A 16,986-nucleotide genomic window follows, 5' to 3' on the forward strand; every position below is an offset into this window, starting at 1 on the left:
TTTTATTCTCCCTCGAAGCGATACCCTACTCCCCATACGTTGACAAGGCATTGCGGTTGATTCGGATCGGATTCGATTTTCTCGCGTAGCCGGCTGAGATGGACCCGAATGGTATGCCTGTCGCCCACCCCATCCCAGAATTTTGCAAGTAATTGTTCATATGAAAAAACATGTCTTGGATTTTCGGCAAATAACCGCAGCAACTCATATTCCTTTGGTGTAAGAATGATGTTCCTTCCATCCACTGTCACTTCTCTTGCGGAAAGGTTTATTTTGATACGGCCATAATCCAAAATCCTTCCCTCGATATGCTGCTGGGAAGCGGAACGCCGCAATACGGCTTTTACTCTGGCAACAATTTCTCCAGGCGAAGCTGTTTTGACGATATAATCATCGCCACCGAGCGTCAGCCCCCGTATCTTGTCCACATCATCGCTGCGAGCGCTCAAGAAAAGAATCGGAACGTTGCTCTCCGCCCGAATCCTGCGACACAACTCAAAACCGTTTTGACCCGGCATCATAATGTCCAAAACAATGCAATGAATTGTACTCGCCTGAAACAAGGCCCATGCTTGAGTAGTGTCGCATGCGGTAATCACGCTGAAATGTTCGTTCTCTAAAAAATCTCTTAACAGTTCGACGATGCTTTGGTCATCGTCTACAACCAATATCGTATTTACTGCGCTCATAAAGATCCCACCTTTGCACCCTAGTTTATCATTTTTTCTGCATGAACTGACGCATTCAAATGTTTTGTGATATTTCGTGATTGTTTTGTGACCTTTTTATAGCTTTATTTGAGATATTCGTTTGTTACGATCTAATTGCGTAGTTACGATTCTATTTGCGAACAGCCGGCAAAAATCGCGGAGAACACGACCGGCATAGGTTTATTTGCCGTAACGATTTTAATAAGGGAGGATTTATTTATGTTAACGGTTCAAATCGTTCTTTTTGATGGCTTCGACCTTCTGGATGCTATTGCACCATATGAAGTTTTCTGCGCCGCAGCAATGAGTGCCAAAAACGCATTAAGCGTGGAATTCGTCACCGCCGAAGGGCCTAGATCCGTGGTCAGCGGCATCAACGGGTTAAAAATCGAAGCAAGCGGAAAGTTGAATCCGCAGCGGGCGGGGATCATTCTCGTGCCTGGCGCTTCCGGTAACGTCGATGGAGACGGTCCCGATTCGATCCCGGTTATTTTAAGCAAAGCAGTGAATACAGAATTAACCGGGCTGATGGAGCAGGCTCTCGGGCAAAAAGAAGTCATCGTAGCCGCGGTATGCGGCGGTTCCTTGTTGTTGGCTATGGGAGGGCTGTTGGAAGGCAGACCGGCGGTAACCCATCATATGGGCATGGATTTACTGGGAGCAACCGGGGCTGTCCCCGTCCCTGCACGCGTAGTGGATGACGGCAACCTGGTTACCGGCGGGGGCGTAACTTCTGGACTGGATGTGGCTTTGTATTTGTTGGAACGTGAGCTTGGACCTCGTATCGCACACGCGGTAGAGCGGTTGTTCGAGTTTGAACGGAGGGGAACGGTTTGGCGGGAAAAAGGAATGGCGCCTGGCAATTATAAGGAATGGACGGACGACGAATCTGGCATCGTGGCGAACCAAGCGGCGATGAGCTGCGGCGCTTCACATAACGAAGTCACACATGGGTCCGTTTTCGATGGGGACTGGGATGCGACAATCGCAACGCCGGTCGGGAAACTGGAGGTCAAGCTCTCAATTTCAACAAAAGATGGTATAATCCAAGGAACGGCTACGCAAGGGGACGAAACGGTCAAGTTCATGAATCCCGTCCTTCAGGACGACAAGCTTGCCTGGTCGCTGCGAATCACGAAACCGCTGCGGTTAAATTTGAAATTCGAAGTGGTTGCGGACGGAGATCATATGACCGGAGTTGCCAAAGCCGGAGTACTACCGGCATCCAAATTAACAGGCAAGCGGGTTTCTTAACTCATTATCGCATAACAAAATACTTATGAATCCGCGGGGGTTTTGGATCACATGTTAAAACGAAAAACGTTATATGCACTTTTGGCTTGTGTAACCATTCTATTTATCCTGTACGCTTTGGTAGAAAACTATTTGATTCATCCCGGAGCCGAGGGATTTTTAAGCCATAAAACCGGCCTTAAGCGCGAACTTAACCTCCCGGTATGGCTTAACATGATGTATATTCATGTTGCATTTGCCTGCATCGCCATGGCTGCAGGGCTTCTCAACTTTTCAAATCGTATTTTTAATAAAAACCGTAAATTTCATCGTATAAACGGATATGTTTATTTAGTGTCCGTATTTCTCGTCGTGCTGACCTCTGGATACATGGCGCCTTATGCCACCGGAGGAAAAATAACCAGTATGGGTTTCAATGCGCTGAATATCATATGGCTGATTATAACCATCACCGCACTTGTCCAAATCAAAAAGAAACGGATCGCCCGCCACCGGAACTGGATGATTCGGAGCTACGCCTTTTGTTTTACGAATATGTTGATTCATCTCATCTCCTCCCTTTTTCATCAGGGATTCGGATACACTTACGTTACCAGCTACACTATTGGCCTTTACGGCTCCATCATACTGCTGCTGGTTATTCCTTCGATCATGATCAGAACGATGGGGCGATCCACTGCTGAATGAGATTTATATAGGGGATTCGAGCTCAAGATAAATCACTATCAACGTTCGGTCAAAATAGACATAAAAAGCCAGTTTATCCTATTAGGATGAGCTGGCTTTTTACCAAACAAGCTTCGAAATCTCACATCATTTCTTGCCTGTTGCGGAGAGAACAAAAAATAATGCCCTACCGTTTTGCCTTCCGCAGTTTCGATTGGGTTATGATTACTTATGTTTGCTGTTCAATCATAAGCTTTGCGGCATTTCGAAAATGATCAGGGATATATGAAGCCCGTTCCAGATACGCCGACATCAAGGCTCCGTTAAACAGCATCAGCAGTTGGGCAGAAAGCGCATCTGGATCTTTTGCTCCTGCGCGTTCAGCGATTTCCTTCAAACGGCGGCGCATCTCCCGGTGATAGGTCACGACAGGCTCATGGCTCAGATGGTTTTCATCGGGAAATTCCACCGCCGTATTCAAAAACGGACACCCGCGGTAACCCGGCTGCTCTATTCTGGAGCTCAGACTTTCTATCACCTCATACAGTTGGTCAAGCGGTGATTTAGGATGCCGCTGCTCCGCCTCTTCGAAAGGTTTCATGAAAGCGTGGTAATACTTCTCCAAATAGGCCACGACAAGATCGTCCTTTGTGGCAAAACTCCGGTAAAAGCTTGCTTTTGCCACGCCGGATTCCTCAATGATCCGGTCGATTCCGACGGCTCTCACACCCTCCTTGTAAAACAACTCGGTTGCCGTACGCAATATCCGCTCTTTGGCTGTTTCTTTCTTCTTCATGTTCATCTCTGACCTATCCCTTCTGATTAAACCCATTGACACTGTACAGATCTGTCTGTATGATAATCCTGAGTAATGGTACAGACCCGTCTCATTCATTTTACAAAGGAATCCACCCTTCTGTCAAACAAAAGAGCAGGAATTTCATTTAAATCAAAATTTCGATCAAAGCAGGTGAATGTCATGAAAGTTGAAAACGAAGCAAGACAAGTGGATGTATTGGTCATCGGTTCCGGTCCGGGCGGATACACCGCCGCAAAAAGAGCTGCGGATGCCGGGCTGCACGTGGCAGTCGTGGAACGGAATCGGATCGGGGGCGTTTGCACCAACGTCGGGTGCATTCCGTCCAAGGCGTTGATCTCCGAAGCTCATCGCTTTGAAATCAGAGGCCAATCGAACATCAATTTTGAGGAAGTTCAATCTTTTAAAAATGCTATCGTCAATAAACAATCAAACGGCGTGGGATTCCTGTTAAAAAACAAAAATATTACCGTATTTCATGGTGAAGCGCGTTTTATCAATGATCATAAAGCGATTGTCGATAACATGGATTCGGAAATCCATATCCGGTTTGAGCATTGCATTATCGCTACCGGTTCCCGTCCGATCGAATTGAGGGCTTTCCCTTATGGAGGAAGAATCCTTTCTTCTACAGAGGCGCTCGATTTAAATCAGGTGCCGGAAAGCCTCATTGTCATCGGCGGCGGGTACATCGGCATCGAGTTGGGACAGACATTCGCCAGATTCGGATCCAAGGTGACGATTTTGGAAGGCGCCGATCAGATCCTTCCCGGATTTGAAGCCGATATGACCCGGCCGGTTGTAAAGAAGTTGGAAGAAAACCATGTTGACATCTATACCGGCGCGCTGGCCGATCGGGTGGAGCATCTTCAAGATCAGGTTACCGTTCATTTCAAAGAAAACGGAAATGAGCGCCATGTCACGGCACAATTCGTGCTTGTCACCGTTGGGCGTCGTCCGAATACGGATGGAAATTTAGGGCTTGAACGTATAGGCATCCAGCTAACGGATCGCGGGCTAATCCCCGTGGATGAACAATGCCGGACCAACATCCCCCACATCTTCGCCATTGGAGATATCGTAGCCGGTCCCGCCCTAGCCCACAAAGCTTCCTATGAAGCAAAGGTAGCGGCAGACGCGCTGACTCATCGCCATGCAAAAGTGGATTATAAGGTATTGCCGCTTGTGGTCTTTTCCGATCCTGAAGTAGCGAGTGCCGGGTTGAGCGAGACGGAAGCCAGGGCACGTGGTATGGAAGTCGTGACAGGAAGAGCTTCTTACGGCATCAACGGCAGGGCTTTGGCGCTGCGGGCCAGCGAAGGTTTCGTGAAAATCGTGGCGGAGAAAGAAACCGAGCGAATCATCGGCGCCCAAATCGTTGGGTCAGAAGCATCCAATCTCATTGCCGAGCTGGCACTAGCCATCGAAATGAGCGCTACCTTGGAGGACATTGCCCTTACGATCCACGCCCATCCAACATTGGGAGAAATCGTGATGGAGGCAGCCGAAGCGGCCATTGCAAAAGGACGTAGAGGATAAACGGCGCAGGGATAAGCCAATTGGGTGGTTCATCTATCCAAAACATGATATTCTAAGTAAGTAAATTGAAATCTGTTTGACCGCAAATCGATTAATATAATACCGAAAAGAGTGGGAAGCATGAAGTCATATATCAATTGGAGATATACGATAACCATCTACAAAAAAGCGGTGGAAGGAGCGTGATAAATTAAAAAAAAGGAGCAGAACAAAATGATCCAAAACAGAAAAGCAACCGTTAGTGACTATGATATGATTATAAAACTTTGGGAAAGATCGGTAATGGCCACTCATCATTTTTTGAGTTTCAAGGATAAAGAGGAAATCAAAAAAGAATTACCTACGTATTTTCCTCATCTTGATGTACGTCTCTGGTACACCGATGACTCTATCATTGGTTTTACCGCTATCAATGACAATCACTTGGAAGCGTTGTTTCTCGATGCCGATAAAATTGGCAAAGGGTATGGGAAACAAATCATGCAATCATGCATCGATGACTTTGGGATCACATCCGTTGACGTGAATAAGCAAAATGAGAATGCGACAAGGTTTTATTTGAAAAGCGGTTTCGTAATAACCGGTGAGGACTTGACGGATGGAGCAGGCCGTCCTTATCCCATTTTACATTTGAAATTACAAGATCAGCAGAAGTAATTCTGCCCGGGCTGTCGAGAAATCGACAGCCTTTTAATTACACTCTGTATACCGCTTTTAGCAGCACGCAAATGTTTAATGGCTCTGCGAATCCTGACATTCCTTAAAATTATTTCTGTTCAAACTATTTTGTTAGTGATTAGTCAATCACATACATGCAATTGATTACCCGCGGTTCATCAAAGTATGGATCGTTTCGGTAATACCCTTCTCAAAATCGGTTGCTGGGATCGGGCCGATTCTCCGTTTATACTTCTCTCCGCTTAATGTCAACGGTTCTTCAGTTAAATACAGCATTTCAACAATTTCCTTCATGACAGGATTGAACATGCCCAGCAATGACAAGCTCATTTTTCCGAGTGGAACAACGGGTTTCGTTATCCCGCTTGCTTTCCGTGCAAGGCGTACAATTTCCCGACCTGATATAATCCCTGCTCCCGGGATGTTCCAATTTTGGCCGTAAGTGTCGTTTCGGCTCGCAAGTTCAACAATCATTTTCGCTGCGTCAGGCAAATACACATACTCCCGGGGAACTTTCATATTACCGATAAAAAATGCCGGTTTCCCTGCTGCGATCGCTGCAAGCGTCGCCCCGAGATAAGATGCTTCATTGGCCGTAGGGCCATAATAATCCGGCAACCGGACGATCATTCTTTGTACATGACCCCAACGATCATCAAATATCATCTGCTCAAAAGCAAGCCGTGTCTGTCCTTTTCTCGTATGTGGTTGTTTAGGGTGTTCTTCGGTTACTTTCTCCATCTGTCTTCTTCCATAAGGATAAATGCCATCTACCGCTACAATTTTCAATCTACGCTGGTCGGCCGCTTCCATCACCGATTCTCCCAGAGGAATAAGCTTATCAACCATCTCATTGTAAGGCACATTCGCGCAATGGAATAGAACATCAGCCCCTTCAGCTGCCGCCGCAATGTCCTGAGGCCGGTAAGCATCGCCTGTAAATAATGTCAGATGTTTCGGACTACCGAGCTGCGCGGCAAGCCGTTCTAATTTCGACCGGGAACGTCCAAACGCAATGGTAGCCACTCCCCTCCTGATCAATTCTTCTGTGATAACTGCACCTGTTCCACCGGTTGCCCCTAATACGATTGCTGTTTGCAAGAAAATCATCTCCATCCGATTTGTTTAGTTAGTGATTGATCAATCACTATTTGTTATCATTTTATTACCCTGTTAGTGATTAGTCAATAACTAATTTGAAAATACGGTTCGTTCGTCATTTGCCTAACTTTCCATTAATTCCGGCATATCCAGCGCCATGGAAATATTACATAACATTCCTCTTGCCAAAAACAACAAAGTGCGCTCTTCCGGATGCGGAATCGCAGCATTTCGAAAAGCTTCCAGTACAAGCTCGCGAACCGTTCGGAATCCTTTTTGCATCTCCTCCCGGATGACCTCTGACTGAATGGTCTGGGCCTGCATTTGCAGAAGCATTTCATTGGAACGATCCGCCAATATCTTTTCATAGGCTTCGATTAACGCAGACTCTAATTGCATGGGCCGAGAGTCCACAACCCGTAGGAATGATTGAACGATTCTACCCCAAGATGCTCCTAAGGCAGCAACTAATAAAGCTTCCTTCGTCGGGAAAAATTTGAAAATATAAGGTTGTGAAATTTTGGCTCTTTCCGCTACCTGCGCCGTAGTGGCACGGTAATATCCAATTTCAGCAAAAATTTCGATCGCCGCTGAAATGATTTCTTCTTTGCGATTGACGGATGACGTTTCATGCTTGGACATAATTTATCTGCCTTCACTTTCTTATTTTATTAGTGATGAATCAATTATTTTTTATTATAGTTTAATTGTCCAGAGGCTGCAATTCCATTCCACTAGACGAATTCATTCACGCAGCGATGTAGTCATATTGATTTTCAAGTACTACATAAGGTTAAATTCATTTTCAGTATATCCCGCTCTGTTCCATAAAATTTGACCTGTTTCGATAGCCAGTAATGGAGAAACCCAGCCTTCGTTGGCCGGGTGTTGACTTGGGCGATCATATACTTAGTCCATAATAGCCGGGAAAATATATTCCTTAATCAATGTCCATCGATCTTTGGGATTCATGATGAATTCTGACGCAATGGCTATGACCAGATCTTTGTTTGGAATGCAGCAAATGACATTACCGCCATCTCCCAGTGCCACGTATGCAAAAATTCCGTCCTCTTCGCGCAGCCACCATAGGTAACCGTAATTGTTGGGAGTCATCGTTGTTGACTCATCGATCCATGTCTCCGAAATAACCTGATGATTGTCCCAAATGCCACGGTTCATATATAGAAATCCAAAACGTCCCATATCACGTGGGCTGAGCGTAAGTCCCCATCCACCTGTGGAATTATGGTTTGGGTCTTTAACCCATCCTTTCACGTTTTTTCCGAATAAATCGTCAAACCCAAATGATTTCATTTCAAAATCCGGGATTTCTTTCATGCCGATCGGTTTAAATAATCGTTCGTTGGCAAACTCACGGGCACTTTTTCCTGTGCTGCGAGTGATGATGGCTGAAAGTAGATGCGCCCCTGCTGTTGAATATTTGAAATCTCCAATAGTTCCTTTTTGGCCAAGCATATCCAGCGTATATTTTACCCAGTCGGGCTGCATGCACAATTTGTCCAGCGGTTCTTGCCAGTCAGCAAATGGATAAGGAGCAGTCATCGTGAGAAGATGGCGTATCGTGATTTCTTGTTTTTGCCGATCGGCTGCATCGGGAACGTATTCGGGAAAAAAATCCAGCACCTTCTGATCCACATTTTTAATGTATCCCGTATCTACGGCAATGCCAATAAGGGCGGACATGATACTTTTCGTTACAGATGCTACATGATGCGCGTCATCCGGACCGCAGCCATTAAAATATTTTTCATAAGCAATGAATCCATCTCTCACGATAACAATACCATTTATATTGCTGTACTCGGATTTTATCACAGGTTCAAGCTCTGATAGCTTTTCAGGGTCCATTCCCAAGCTTTTCGGGTCTGTGTCGCGCCATTCTATAGTTGGCCAGTAATCTCTTTGCATTATAGACACCTCTCTCAATACATTTTTCTGTTTTGTCTACCCAGTTCAAAAGGAAAATGGAGTATTGAGCTATTTTTTCTTAACGGGAAAATACACCTCGGTAATCATACCCTCGGCTGCGCTCGCTTGATTGGGATCAGTTACATATACTTCATATGGTGAGCTCACCAATTTATACCCTTCATTTTCTACCCATTCCCTCAGCTTGGCATATACCGATGTCAATTCTGAATACGGCCCCTTTAAAACGGACTTCGCACAAAGCCCGCCAGGCAAATCTCTTGTTCCCTTTACAGGCTCTTTGATCGGGATGGCAAATTCCGTATCGTTGCCGGCAGGATTATACTCAGGGCTGTGATAAATGGTCATTGGCGTACCGAGCAAAGTGAGTTTTTCAGTAGCGGCCTTTTCATAGAGCCTGCCAAAATACGTTCCATATCCTAGAGCATAGTCATCGCTAGTCATCATCTGACGCATATATAGAATATTCATTGGCTGGATCTCAACAAGTTGTACTTCTATATCGCCAAGGTATGACATAATGGGTATGCCCTTCTCTAGATTTAAAATATCATTACTCATTTGTTTTAGAGTATATTCAAAAGCATTTAGCTTTTCCTGTATCTCCCTTCTTTTGCGATTAAGGACAATACCAAGCTTCTCTTCTGACTGATCGTCTTCCCATTCCATAATGGTTTTGATTTCTTCCAGGGAAAAATGATAGGATTTCAAACGGTTGATGAAGAGCATCTTTTTTAGCTGCCTGATGGAATAATATCTATAACCGTTTTCAGGGTTTATTTCATCAGGATTAATCAATCCAATCTCAGCATAATAGCGAAGCGTTTTTGTAGATACTCCGCATATCTTTGAGAATTCTCCAATCGATAGCAAAAGGTCACCTCCATTCTTCATATTTTTAGGGACTAGTGCTCTAATCACTTTATTCAATATCAACCGTACACCTTGCCCTTAGGGCAAAGTCAACTGCAAAAAATATGGATTCCTGCGGTTAAAGAAAGGCGTCTTTTTCCATGCGAGTGAGGAAAAAATCGGCTTCCTTGTGCGTGAGCAGACCGAAAAAATCAGCCGCATCATCAGATGGCAGCTCATTTAGCATATCTATCGCATATTTCCGGTCGAGCTCAACGATAATCTTTTTCTGCATATCCGGATTCAGCTCGCTGAATATTTCACTAAACTCGGTTGGATGTAAAAAAGAATAAATTCGTAAACGTCTGTTATCATCCAAACTCAGAAAAAATTCCGTCTGATCCGTCGGATGCAGATTCAAAAAATCTTTGCGGAAAACCTCTTTATCTCCTTCTCTTAATGCTTGCAGCATATAGTAGGTATACTCTTCTTTATATTCGTATTGATTCAGTTTGATCATCTTCCAACTCTCCTTTAGTTATTTCGTTTCGGTTTATAACTGTTCAACCTCTACGCTTTGTACATGATCGATTTTTTTGATGTAATAATAGATTTCCGTTGTGTATTGGGTGTCAGGTACAGAAAGCGTCAAATCAATAAGCTGGCAGTTCGTATCGAGATCTTTTAACTTCATATACCGAATTTTGTATTCGCCTTTTTTGGTTTCTTCGTTTTGCCCTTTGCGTTCAATCATTTTAATCAATTCGGTCATTCTATAATTCCGCTCAACCACAATCTTAAGCGCCACATCATGCCGGCTGAGGTTCTCAGGTCCAAAGAATCTAATCAGCAGAGGAATAACATTCACTGCCACAATGAGAAGAGTAACTCCGAATATGGCTTCCGCGTAAAACCCAGCTCCGATCGTAATTCCAAGTGCCGATGCTGACCATATCAGAGCTGCGGAAGTTAATCCGGAAATAACCTCATTGCTTCTTCGCAGAATGACTCCTGCTCCGATGAACCCGACTCCGCTTACAATCTGCGCTGCCAAACGCATCGGATCCATATTCGGATGGTTGGCGCCGGCAAATTTCCCGAATGCCTCGATCGATACAATCGTGATTAAACAGCTGGCAATGCAAATGACCATGCTCGGTCGCATTCCAAGCTGTTTCTGTTTAATTTGTCTGTCTACCCCAATAAGCAGTCCAAATAATAAAGCCAAAGTAAGCTTCAACATCATTTCAAATTCCAGGACCATTTGTATCCCTCCCTGCCACACGTTTCAAAGCACAAAAAAAGCACCCTCAACAAATAGGGTGCACTGAAAACAACAATAACGGTGACCTCCATTCGTTGAGTTTTAGCACTGCATGGCATAGGAACTTATGTCCAGCTACATTAAAAACCACCTTATGTCGATGGTTTCTGTTGACCCATTGGCGTCTGTCGACGTTTCTGGGCAGCAGCATTTCTCCATGCAGGAGCCTCACCTAACGAGGTTCATATTCAATTACCAACTCATCATAGTGACAAAAATCCCCTTTGTCAATAAGCAATTTTTTTATTTTAACGGCTGTTGCTGCTAACCATTTCGTCAATGGTGCAATCCATTTTCCTCTTGACAAAGCCAAAAACAAGACATAAGATGGCAGAGGAATTGAATATGTCCTCGTTAGGTGAGGCTCCTATATAAACATAGGCCACTGCCCAGAAATATCGAAAGATGCCCATGGGTTGAACAGGGATTGCCGGATTAAGGCTTTTCATAATGTGGCTAAGGGAATCATTATTCTCTTTACGTTATATAGTGCCAAAACTCGACTAGGGGGAAACGAAGTTTTTTTCGTGCGCTTTTTTGTCCCTCTAGGAGAACTAGAGGGATTTTTTATTTTGTAAAGGGGGGAATTACATTATGGACGGTAGTCCGAGTTATCGATCGTGTCAAAATAATCAAGACCTAATTCAGAGGGAGAACCGAAACTTCTTCACTCTCCAATCTTGTCCATACTTTACTTCCCAAAAAAAGAAACCAAGCGGAGGTTTATTTAAGTATGCGCATTTGATCTGTGAGTGAAAAGAAAACAGTTCAGCACGCTCTCTCTGGCTAACAGGGAGAGCTTTTTTTGTGCCTTGAACTGAATGAAATCGTGAAAGCAGGTTTTAATTTTGAACCTGTGTTAAGGAGGATGGACAAATGAAAACATCAACAAAAGATAAAGAAAAAGTGACACAAGAAATCGCTGAGCGTCTCATTCAAGCATCCGTAACCCCGGAAGAGAATGTGATGAAGGATTTAAAGACCAGCCCTCAAGGTCTTAGCGAAAACGAAGCAAAGAAAAGGCTTGAAAAACACGGAAAAAATCAAATTGCCCATGATAAACCGCCGGCTTGGTACATTCAACTGCTCTCCTGCTTCAAAAATCCGTTCATACTGATCTTGCTTTTTTTAGCCGGATTCTCCTACTTTATGGACGATGATATCGAAGCGGTTGTCATCATTACGACCATGGTTACCATCAGCGTTATGATCACGTTCACACAAGAATTCCGTTCGGCACGAACGGCGGAAAAACTCAAGGCGATGGTTAAAACAACGTCAACCGTAAGCCGTCAATCGGAGCAAAAAGAAATCGACATGGAACTTCTGGTACCGGGAGATATCATCCACCTCTCAGCCGGTGACATGGTTCCAGCTGATGCAAGAATCATCTCATCGAAGGACTTGCATGTTGGAGAATCGGCTCTCACAGGAGAAGCGATGCCCGTTGAGAAAATGGACACTCTTCCTCGCGGCGTATTGGATTTGGCAGGCGCGAAGCAGAATAAACCAATAAATGCCCTGGAACTAAACAATATGTGTTATATGGGTACAAACGTTATCAGCGGTTCAGCTACAGCGGTCGTCGTTTCCACCGGAGCCGATACGTATTTCGGTTCGATGGCTAGTACGCTCATTGGGAACCCCCCTCTTACCAGCTTTGACAAAGGAGTCAAGAGCATAACTTTCGTATTGATCCGCTTCATGCTCATCATGGTTCCGATTATTTTCCTAGTTAATGGATTTACGAAGGGAGATTGGTGGGAAGCCCTTCTATTCGGTTTATCGGTCGCTGTCGGTCTGACGCCGGAAATGCTGCCTGTGGTTGTAGCCGGAAATCTGGCTAAAGGTGCGGCGACCATGGCCCGAAACAAGGTTGTCGTCAAACGCCTGAATGCCATTCAGAACTTTGGAGCCATGGATATTTTATGTACGGATAAAACCGGAACCTTGACTCAGGATAAAATCATTTTGGAAAAACATCTTAATGTTCAAGGCAAAGAAGACAACAAGGTGCTGGAATATGCGTATTTGAACAGTTATCACCAGACCGGGCTCAAAAACCTGTTGGATGTGGCCGTACTGGAGTATGCCGACCTGAACCACGTCTCAGGAGTTGAGACAAAGTATACGAAAATAGATGAGATTCCTTTTGATTTCAACCGCAGACGAATGTCTGTCGTTCTTGAAAAAATAGGTAATGGCCATACACTGATTTGCAAAGGAGCCATGGAAGAGGTTCTCGGCATCTGTTCACATGTGTCTGTCAACGGACGTATCATCCCCCTTACGGCGGATTACACCGAAAAAGTCCAACTCCTTGTCAACCATTTGAACAACGACGGCTTGCGCGTTCTTGCGGTTGCCATCAAAGAAACGGAAGCCCGGGATGAAGCTTACGGTGTGAAAGATGAACATGATCTTATCCTTGTCGGGTATCTTGCTTTTCTAGACCCTCCTAAGGAAACCGCAAAAATGGCGATCCGGGCGCTGAAGGAAAACGGCGTCGACATCAAGGTCATTACAGGCGATAACGCTGCGGTTACCCGTAAAGTATGCAAGGATGTCGGGATTAAGGTTAATGATATTTTACTTGGCAGTTCCATTGATGCTTTAACAGATGAACAATTGGCTGAAATTGCGGAAAAAACGACGGTTTTTGCAAAAGTCAATCCGCTGCAAAAAGCAAGAATCGTTAAAGTGCTGAAGACTAAGGGACATACCGTTGGTTTTATGGGTGATGGAATCAATGATGCGGTTTCCTTGAAAGAGGCGGATGTCGGCATATCCGTTGATACAGCCGTGGATATTGCTAAGGAGTCGGCTGACATTATTCTTTTGGAAAAGAGCCTGATGGTCTTGGAACAAGGCGTCGTTCAGGGGCGCATCACGTTCGGCAATATGATTAAATACATCAAAATGACCGCAAGTTCCAACTTTGGCAATGTATTTAGCGTATTGATCGCAAGCGCGTTTATTCCGTTCCTTCCCATGCTTCCGATTCATCTGCTCATTCAAAATCTGTTTTACGATATTTCGCAGCTCTCCATACCTTGGGATAAGATGGATAAAGAATATTTGCAAAAACCGCAAAAATGGAATGCCAAATCCGTTAGCAGATTTATGATCTTCATCGGGCCGATCAGTTCGATTTTTGATATCACGACGTATGCTTTAATGTGGTATATTTTCTCGGCGAATTCGGTCGATCACCAAACTTTGTTCCAATCCGGGTGGTTCATTGAAGGTCTGCTCTCGCAAACGCTCATCGTACACATGATACGTACCGAAAAAATACCGTTTATTCAAAGCACGGCAAGTGCTCCTGTCGTCCTGTTGACGAGTTTGATTATGACAATCGGCATCTATCTTCCTTTTAGCGGCTTTGGGTCAAGCATTGGTTTGGAACCACTCCCGCTCTCTTACTTCCCTTGGCTTGCAGCAACGCTGTTATCTTATTGCGTGTTAACGCAGTTGGTGAAAAAATGGTACATCCGCAAATTCAACGAATGGTTATAAGGGAAAGGCCTGGCGTAAATTCAACATCCTTTTGAACACAAACAAGGCGATATAGTCCTATGATTTGTAAGAAGACTATATCGCCTTTTAACTTAAAAAGTTGTCTGATGAATATGAGGCCGCCAGCAGGGAAACCTCCGCAGCCAATAAACGAATGAGGAGTATTAAAGCACAAAACGCAGAACGATAATCGAAAGGATACCTACTACAACCGTTCCTAATAAACTTCGCGTAAGTATAGCTGTCGCAAATGTCGGTATAGCCGCTAAGATCTCAATATATTTTTTAATAAAATCAACTTTCCCATCCGCCATGAATAATTCTTGTCCAATCAATGCAGCCATTACGGCAACGGGGACATAATTTAGCCATCGCATGGTCCAATCGGGTAATTGGATCCGGCTAAGTACCACGAGCGGAAGCACCCTTGGAAGGAGCGTCACAATGGATGCCCCCATGATTGCCAACAGGATATGCCATCTTATTTCCATTTTTCCACCACCATTCCGATAGTTGCCGCAGCCACTGTGGCTGCAATGACTGCCATGCTTCCGGATAGGAAAGTGCTTGTTCCCAGCACAATCAAAACGGCGCTAACTGCAACAACCAGATCTTTAATGATTATTTTTCTGCTTATCATCTGGAGAACCAGAAGACCGATAAACATGCCAGTCAGCGCAAAATCCAAACCGAACTTTTCGGGATTTGTAATCCATTGTCCGAAAAACGCTCCGGCTAAAGTGGCGATAATCCAATTGAGATATGCCGTTATATTTAAGCCATGCATCCACTTTTCGCTGATAGATTTTTGATTCATCGCTTTATTTATTGCAACCCCGAATGTTTCGTCCGTAAGCAATGAGCCGATTAAAGTCATTTTAAAGGAAGAAAGTTGGCGGAAATATGGCGATATGGCCGCACTAAGCAAAAGGTGGCGAAGATTCACGATAAAAACCGTGAGAATGATAGCTGTCACCGATCCTTGAGACGCAATCATGCCCGCCATGATAAATTGAGCGGAGCCGGCATAGATCATTGATGACATCAAGGTGATTTCCATTATGGATAGGCCGGAAGTTTTTCCTACAACGCCTGCGGCAAATCCAATACTCAAGTAACCTAACAATGTTGGTATGCAATCTTTGACGCCTTGCAAGAAGCTCTCTTCGCCCACATCAATTTCATGTTTATTTAGTTGAACGTTCTCAGACACTGTTTTATCCTCTATTCCTTTCGATGTTCTCAGATGTTATTTTCAATGACTCTCGGCCTCTCTCTTATTTCCACGAATATAGCAATCCACACTTGTCCCCCTTTTTAATAGTACATAAGAAACACAAAGAGCTTCCCTCGTCTGCATCAATCCGCGACGGGTCAGCCCCTATTTGTTAAGTCTATTTATTCAGTTTATGGCAGGATCGGGTTTATGGCAACCCATAATGTTGAAGTTTTCAGTATCGGATGTCATGCCCATCGATTCCATGTACTGCCGCTTATGTATAGAGATTGGGCTTATCGATCCGGAAGAGTATAACAAAGGCCTGTGGTATGATTATTACAAGAAAGCGGGTCAAAGCACCATTCCCAATGCAAATGAAAACACGGATCACGATCAAACAGTACACGGCTATCGAATGGCAGTTCCGCCAAGTCATTCACACGACTCATTTCCCTTCTCAATGCAGGATGAATACATGAGAATTATTTATTGTTTGTCCAGACGTTGTTAATTGGCTCAGCTTTTGAAGTAGCGCCCACATACGGCAAATGATACATGTCTTCCAGCATCCGAAGCACGTTCAAATGCGTGATCTTCTGATCGTAATTTCCTGGGCGGATATTTTCGCCTACCATAATGGTCGGGATATGGTTGCGGCTTCCATAATCGTCCTCATCCCAAGTCAAAATCAGTAAGCTATGATGGCTTTTCGCCCATTCTACATAAGGTCCCAGGTTATTTTTCAGCCAATTGTCCGCGCTTTGAATCGTTCCGTCATGCATATCATGATCCAGATTGGGAATGACAAAAGAAACGGTCGGAAGTTTGCGGTAATCGGTTGGGAAGTCTGAAAACCTCATATGAGCGGATTCCGGGACGTTGGTAAAGTTCACCCACGGACTATGTTTCCTTCCGTACTGTTTATGGGTGCATACTTTGGAACCGATCGAGGGCAAGTCCTCCGAATATCCCGCAAACGTATACTTATGTTTAATCAGCTCACTAGCCAAATTCGGCGCGTTTAATGTGTGCCCGCAGGAATCGCTATGGATGCCCTGGTTGGATCCTGAAAAAAGCACCAGATAATTAGGCTGGCTGGGGTGATCCGTACCATAGGATTGCGTGAAATACGCCCCCTGCTTAGCCAAGCTGTTCATGTAAGGAGCTGATGGATTTCCGATAATTTTTTTCTGGGAATGATTTTCCTCCATGACGATCACGACATGCTCTGGAGCTGCGGCAGCCTGTTTATTTACGTTGACAGAACGGCTGCCAGTTTTAGCGATTTGGGACTCAGGTTTGCTTTTCTCCGCTTCTGTCGGACTTACGCCTTGCACCCCCGTACAGGAGCACA

At 44.6% G+C, this 16,986-nt stretch carries 16 protein-coding genes and 2 riboswitches; of the genes, 5 read left to right on the forward strand and 11 right to left on the reverse strand.

Translation table 11 applies throughout. The features are described from left to right. Positions 1 to 2: 2 nt before the first annotated feature. Positions 3 to 689 carry a response regulator transcription factor gene (locus tag L6442_RS16745; RefSeq protein WP_194232411.1) on the reverse strand — a complete coding sequence of 229 codons (687 nt, stop codon included), beginning with the start codon at positions 687 to 689 and terminating at the stop codon, positions 3 to 5. 240 nt (positions 690 to 929) lie between these two features. Between L6442_RS16745 and L6442_RS16750 the strand changes: the two genes are divergently transcribed. Then, entirely contained in the window at positions 930 to 1,964 is a 1,035-nt protein-coding gene (locus L6442_RS16750; RefSeq protein WP_212979306.1) for a DJ-1/PfpI family protein, read from the forward strand. Between the two features lie 51 nt (positions 1,965 to 2,015). Further along, the gene (locus tag L6442_RS16755) at positions 2,016 to 2,651 is read left to right on the forward strand and encodes a DUF2306 domain-containing protein (RefSeq protein ID WP_212979307.1); all 636 of its coding nucleotides are present in this window, start codon (positions 2,016 to 2,018) and stop codon (positions 2,649 to 2,651) included. Positions 2,652 to 2,859: 208 nt separating this feature from the next. Here the strand turns inward: L6442_RS16755 and L6442_RS16760 are convergent, their stop codons facing one another. Beyond that, a complete protein-coding gene (locus tag L6442_RS16760) occupies positions 2,860 to 3,432 on the reverse strand; it encodes a TetR/AcrR family transcriptional regulator (protein ID WP_237099952.1) in 573 nt (190 codons plus the stop codon). 177 nt (positions 3,433 to 3,609) lie between these two features. Here L6442_RS16760 and lpdA point away from each other — a divergent pair, with 177 nt between their 5' ends. Further along, positions 3,610 to 4,986: a dihydrolipoyl dehydrogenase gene (lpdA, locus tag L6442_RS16765; protein ID WP_212979308.1), complete on the forward strand. Its 1,377-nt coding sequence runs from the start codon at positions 3,610 to 3,612 to the stop codon at positions 4,984 to 4,986. 213 nt (positions 4,987 to 5,199) lie between these two features. After that, positions 5,200 to 5,643, forward strand: coding sequence for a GNAT family N-acetyltransferase (locus L6442_RS16770; protein ID WP_212979309.1), 444 nt, complete (start codon positions 5,200 to 5,202; stop codon positions 5,641 to 5,643). A 165-nt stretch (positions 5,644 to 5,808) separates the two neighbouring features. Here L6442_RS16770 and L6442_RS16775 read toward each other — a convergent pair whose 3' ends face one another. From L6442_RS16775 to L6442_RS16800, 6 genes are all read right to left on the reverse strand, one after another. After that, a complete protein-coding gene (locus L6442_RS16775; protein WP_212979310.1) occupies positions 5,809 to 6,780 on the reverse strand; it encodes an SDR family NAD(P)-dependent oxidoreductase in 972 nt (323 codons plus the stop codon). Positions 6,781 to 6,888: 108 nt separating this feature from the next. Then, complete coding sequence (locus tag L6442_RS16780) at positions 6,889 to 7,407, reverse strand: TetR/AcrR family transcriptional regulator (protein WP_212979311.1); 519 nt, start codon at positions 7,405 to 7,407, stop codon at positions 6,889 to 6,891. 267 nt (positions 7,408 to 7,674) lie between these two features. After that, positions 7,675 to 8,697 carry a serine hydrolase domain-containing protein gene (locus L6442_RS16785; RefSeq protein ID WP_212979312.1) on the reverse strand — a complete coding sequence of 341 codons (1,023 nt, stop codon included), beginning with the start codon at positions 8,695 to 8,697 and terminating at the stop codon, positions 7,675 to 7,677. 69 nt (positions 8,698 to 8,766) lie between these two features. After that, positions 8,767 to 9,591: a MerR family transcriptional regulator gene (locus L6442_RS16790; RefSeq protein WP_212979348.1), complete on the reverse strand. Its 825-nt coding sequence runs from the start codon at positions 9,589 to 9,591 to the stop codon at positions 8,767 to 8,769. A 118-nt stretch (positions 9,592 to 9,709) separates the two neighbouring features. Beyond that, on the reverse strand, positions 9,710 to 10,090 hold the full coding sequence (locus tag L6442_RS16795; RefSeq protein ID WP_212979313.1) for a magnesium transporter: 381 nt from the start codon (positions 10,088 to 10,090) through the stop codon (positions 9,710 to 9,712). Between the two features lie 33 nt (positions 10,091 to 10,123). Further along, the gene (locus L6442_RS16800; RefSeq protein ID WP_212979314.1) at positions 10,124 to 10,834 is read right to left on the reverse strand and encodes an MgtC/SapB family protein; all 711 of its coding nucleotides are present in this window, start codon (positions 10,832 to 10,834) and stop codon (positions 10,124 to 10,126) included. 79 nt (positions 10,835 to 10,913) lie between these two features. After that, a riboswitch (M-box (ykoK) riboswitch) is annotated at positions 10,914 to 11,081 on the reverse strand. 156 nt (positions 11,082 to 11,237) lie between these two features. Continuing rightward, a riboswitch (M-box (ykoK) riboswitch) is annotated at positions 11,238 to 11,411 on the forward strand. Positions 11,412 to 11,770: 359 nt separating this feature from the next. Between L6442_RS16800 and mgtA the strand changes: the two genes are divergently transcribed. Beyond that, on the forward strand, positions 11,771 to 14,413 hold the full coding sequence (gene mgtA / locus L6442_RS16805) for a magnesium-translocating P-type ATPase (RefSeq protein WP_212979315.1): 2,643 nt from the start codon (positions 11,771 to 11,773) through the stop codon (positions 14,411 to 14,413). A gap of 164 nt (positions 14,414 to 14,577) precedes the next feature. Here the strand turns inward: mgtA and L6442_RS16810 are convergent, their stop codons facing one another. The 3 genes from L6442_RS16810 to L6442_RS16820 all read right to left on the reverse strand — a co-directional run bounded on the left by L6442_RS16810 (position 14,578) and on the right by L6442_RS16820 (position 16,969). Then, positions 14,578 to 14,904, reverse strand: a complete 327-nt coding sequence (locus tag L6442_RS16810; RefSeq protein ID WP_212979316.1) for an AzlD domain-containing protein — start codon at positions 14,902 to 14,904, stop codon at positions 14,578 to 14,580. Continuing rightward, positions 14,895 to 15,626 carry an AzlC family ABC transporter permease gene (locus tag L6442_RS16815; RefSeq protein ID WP_237099953.1) on the reverse strand — a complete coding sequence of 244 codons (732 nt, stop codon included), beginning with the start codon at positions 15,624 to 15,626 and terminating at the stop codon, positions 14,895 to 14,897. The genes L6442_RS16810 and L6442_RS16815 overlap by 10 nt, the downstream gene beginning before the upstream one ends. Before the next feature lie 488 nt (positions 15,627 to 16,114). Continuing rightward, the gene (locus tag L6442_RS16820; protein ID WP_212979317.1) at positions 16,115 to 16,969 is read right to left on the reverse strand and encodes an alkaline phosphatase family protein; all 855 of its coding nucleotides are present in this window, start codon (positions 16,967 to 16,969) and stop codon (positions 16,115 to 16,117) included. Between the last annotated feature and the right edge of the window lie 17 nt (positions 16,970 to 16,986).

Source organism: Paenibacillus azoreducens, assembly GCF_021654775.1.
GTDB lineage: Bacteria > Bacillota > Bacilli > Paenibacillales > Paenibacillaceae > Paenibacillus_AQ > Paenibacillus_AQ azoreducens.

What these genes read in the sequence shown, in the direction of transcription:
- L6442_RS16745 (WP_194232411.1), bottom strand. Translation starts at nt 689, where the DNA reads ATGAGCGCAGTAAATACGATATTGGTTGTAGACGATGACCAAAGCATC.
- L6442_RS16750 (WP_212979306.1), top strand. Translation starts at nt 930, where the DNA reads ATGTTAACGGTTCAAATCGTTCTTTTTGATGGCTTCGACCTTCTGGAT.
- L6442_RS16755 (WP_212979307.1), top strand. Translation starts at nt 2,016, where the DNA reads ATGTTAAAACGAAAAACGTTATATGCACTTTTGGCTTGTGTAACCATT.
- L6442_RS16760 (WP_237099952.1), bottom strand. Translation starts at nt 3,432, where the DNA reads ATGAACATGAAGAAGAAAGAAACAGCCAAAGAGCGGATATTGCGTACG.
- lpdA (WP_212979308.1), top strand. Translation starts at nt 3,610, where the DNA reads ATGAAAGTTGAAAACGAAGCAAGACAAGTGGATGTATTGGTCATCGGT.
- L6442_RS16770 (WP_212979309.1), top strand. Translation starts at nt 5,200, where the DNA reads ATGATCCAAAACAGAAAAGCAACCGTTAGTGACTATGATATGATTATA.
- L6442_RS16775 (WP_212979310.1), bottom strand. Translation starts at nt 6,780, where the DNA reads ATGGAGATGATTTTCTTGCAAACAGCAATCGTATTAGGGGCAACCGGT.
- L6442_RS16780 (WP_212979311.1), bottom strand. Translation starts at nt 7,407, where the DNA reads ATGTCCAAGCATGAAACGTCATCCGTCAATCGCAAAGAAGAAATCATT.
- L6442_RS16785 (WP_212979312.1), bottom strand. Translation starts at nt 8,697, where the DNA reads ATGCAAAGAGATTACTGGCCAACTATAGAATGGCGCGACACAGACCCG.
- L6442_RS16795 (WP_212979313.1), bottom strand. Translation starts at nt 10,090, where the DNA reads ATGATCAAACTGAATCAATACGAATATAAAGAAGAGTATACCTACTAT.
- L6442_RS16800 (WP_212979314.1), bottom strand. Translation starts at nt 10,834, where the DNA reads ATGGTCCTGGAATTTGAAATGATGTTGAAGCTTACTTTGGCTTTATTA.
- mgtA (WP_212979315.1), top strand. Translation starts at nt 11,771, where the DNA reads ATGAAAACATCAACAAAAGATAAAGAAAAAGTGACACAAGAAATCGCT.
- L6442_RS16810 (WP_212979316.1), bottom strand. Translation starts at nt 14,904, where the DNA reads ATGGAAATAAGATGGCATATCCTGTTGGCAATCATGGGGGCATCCATT.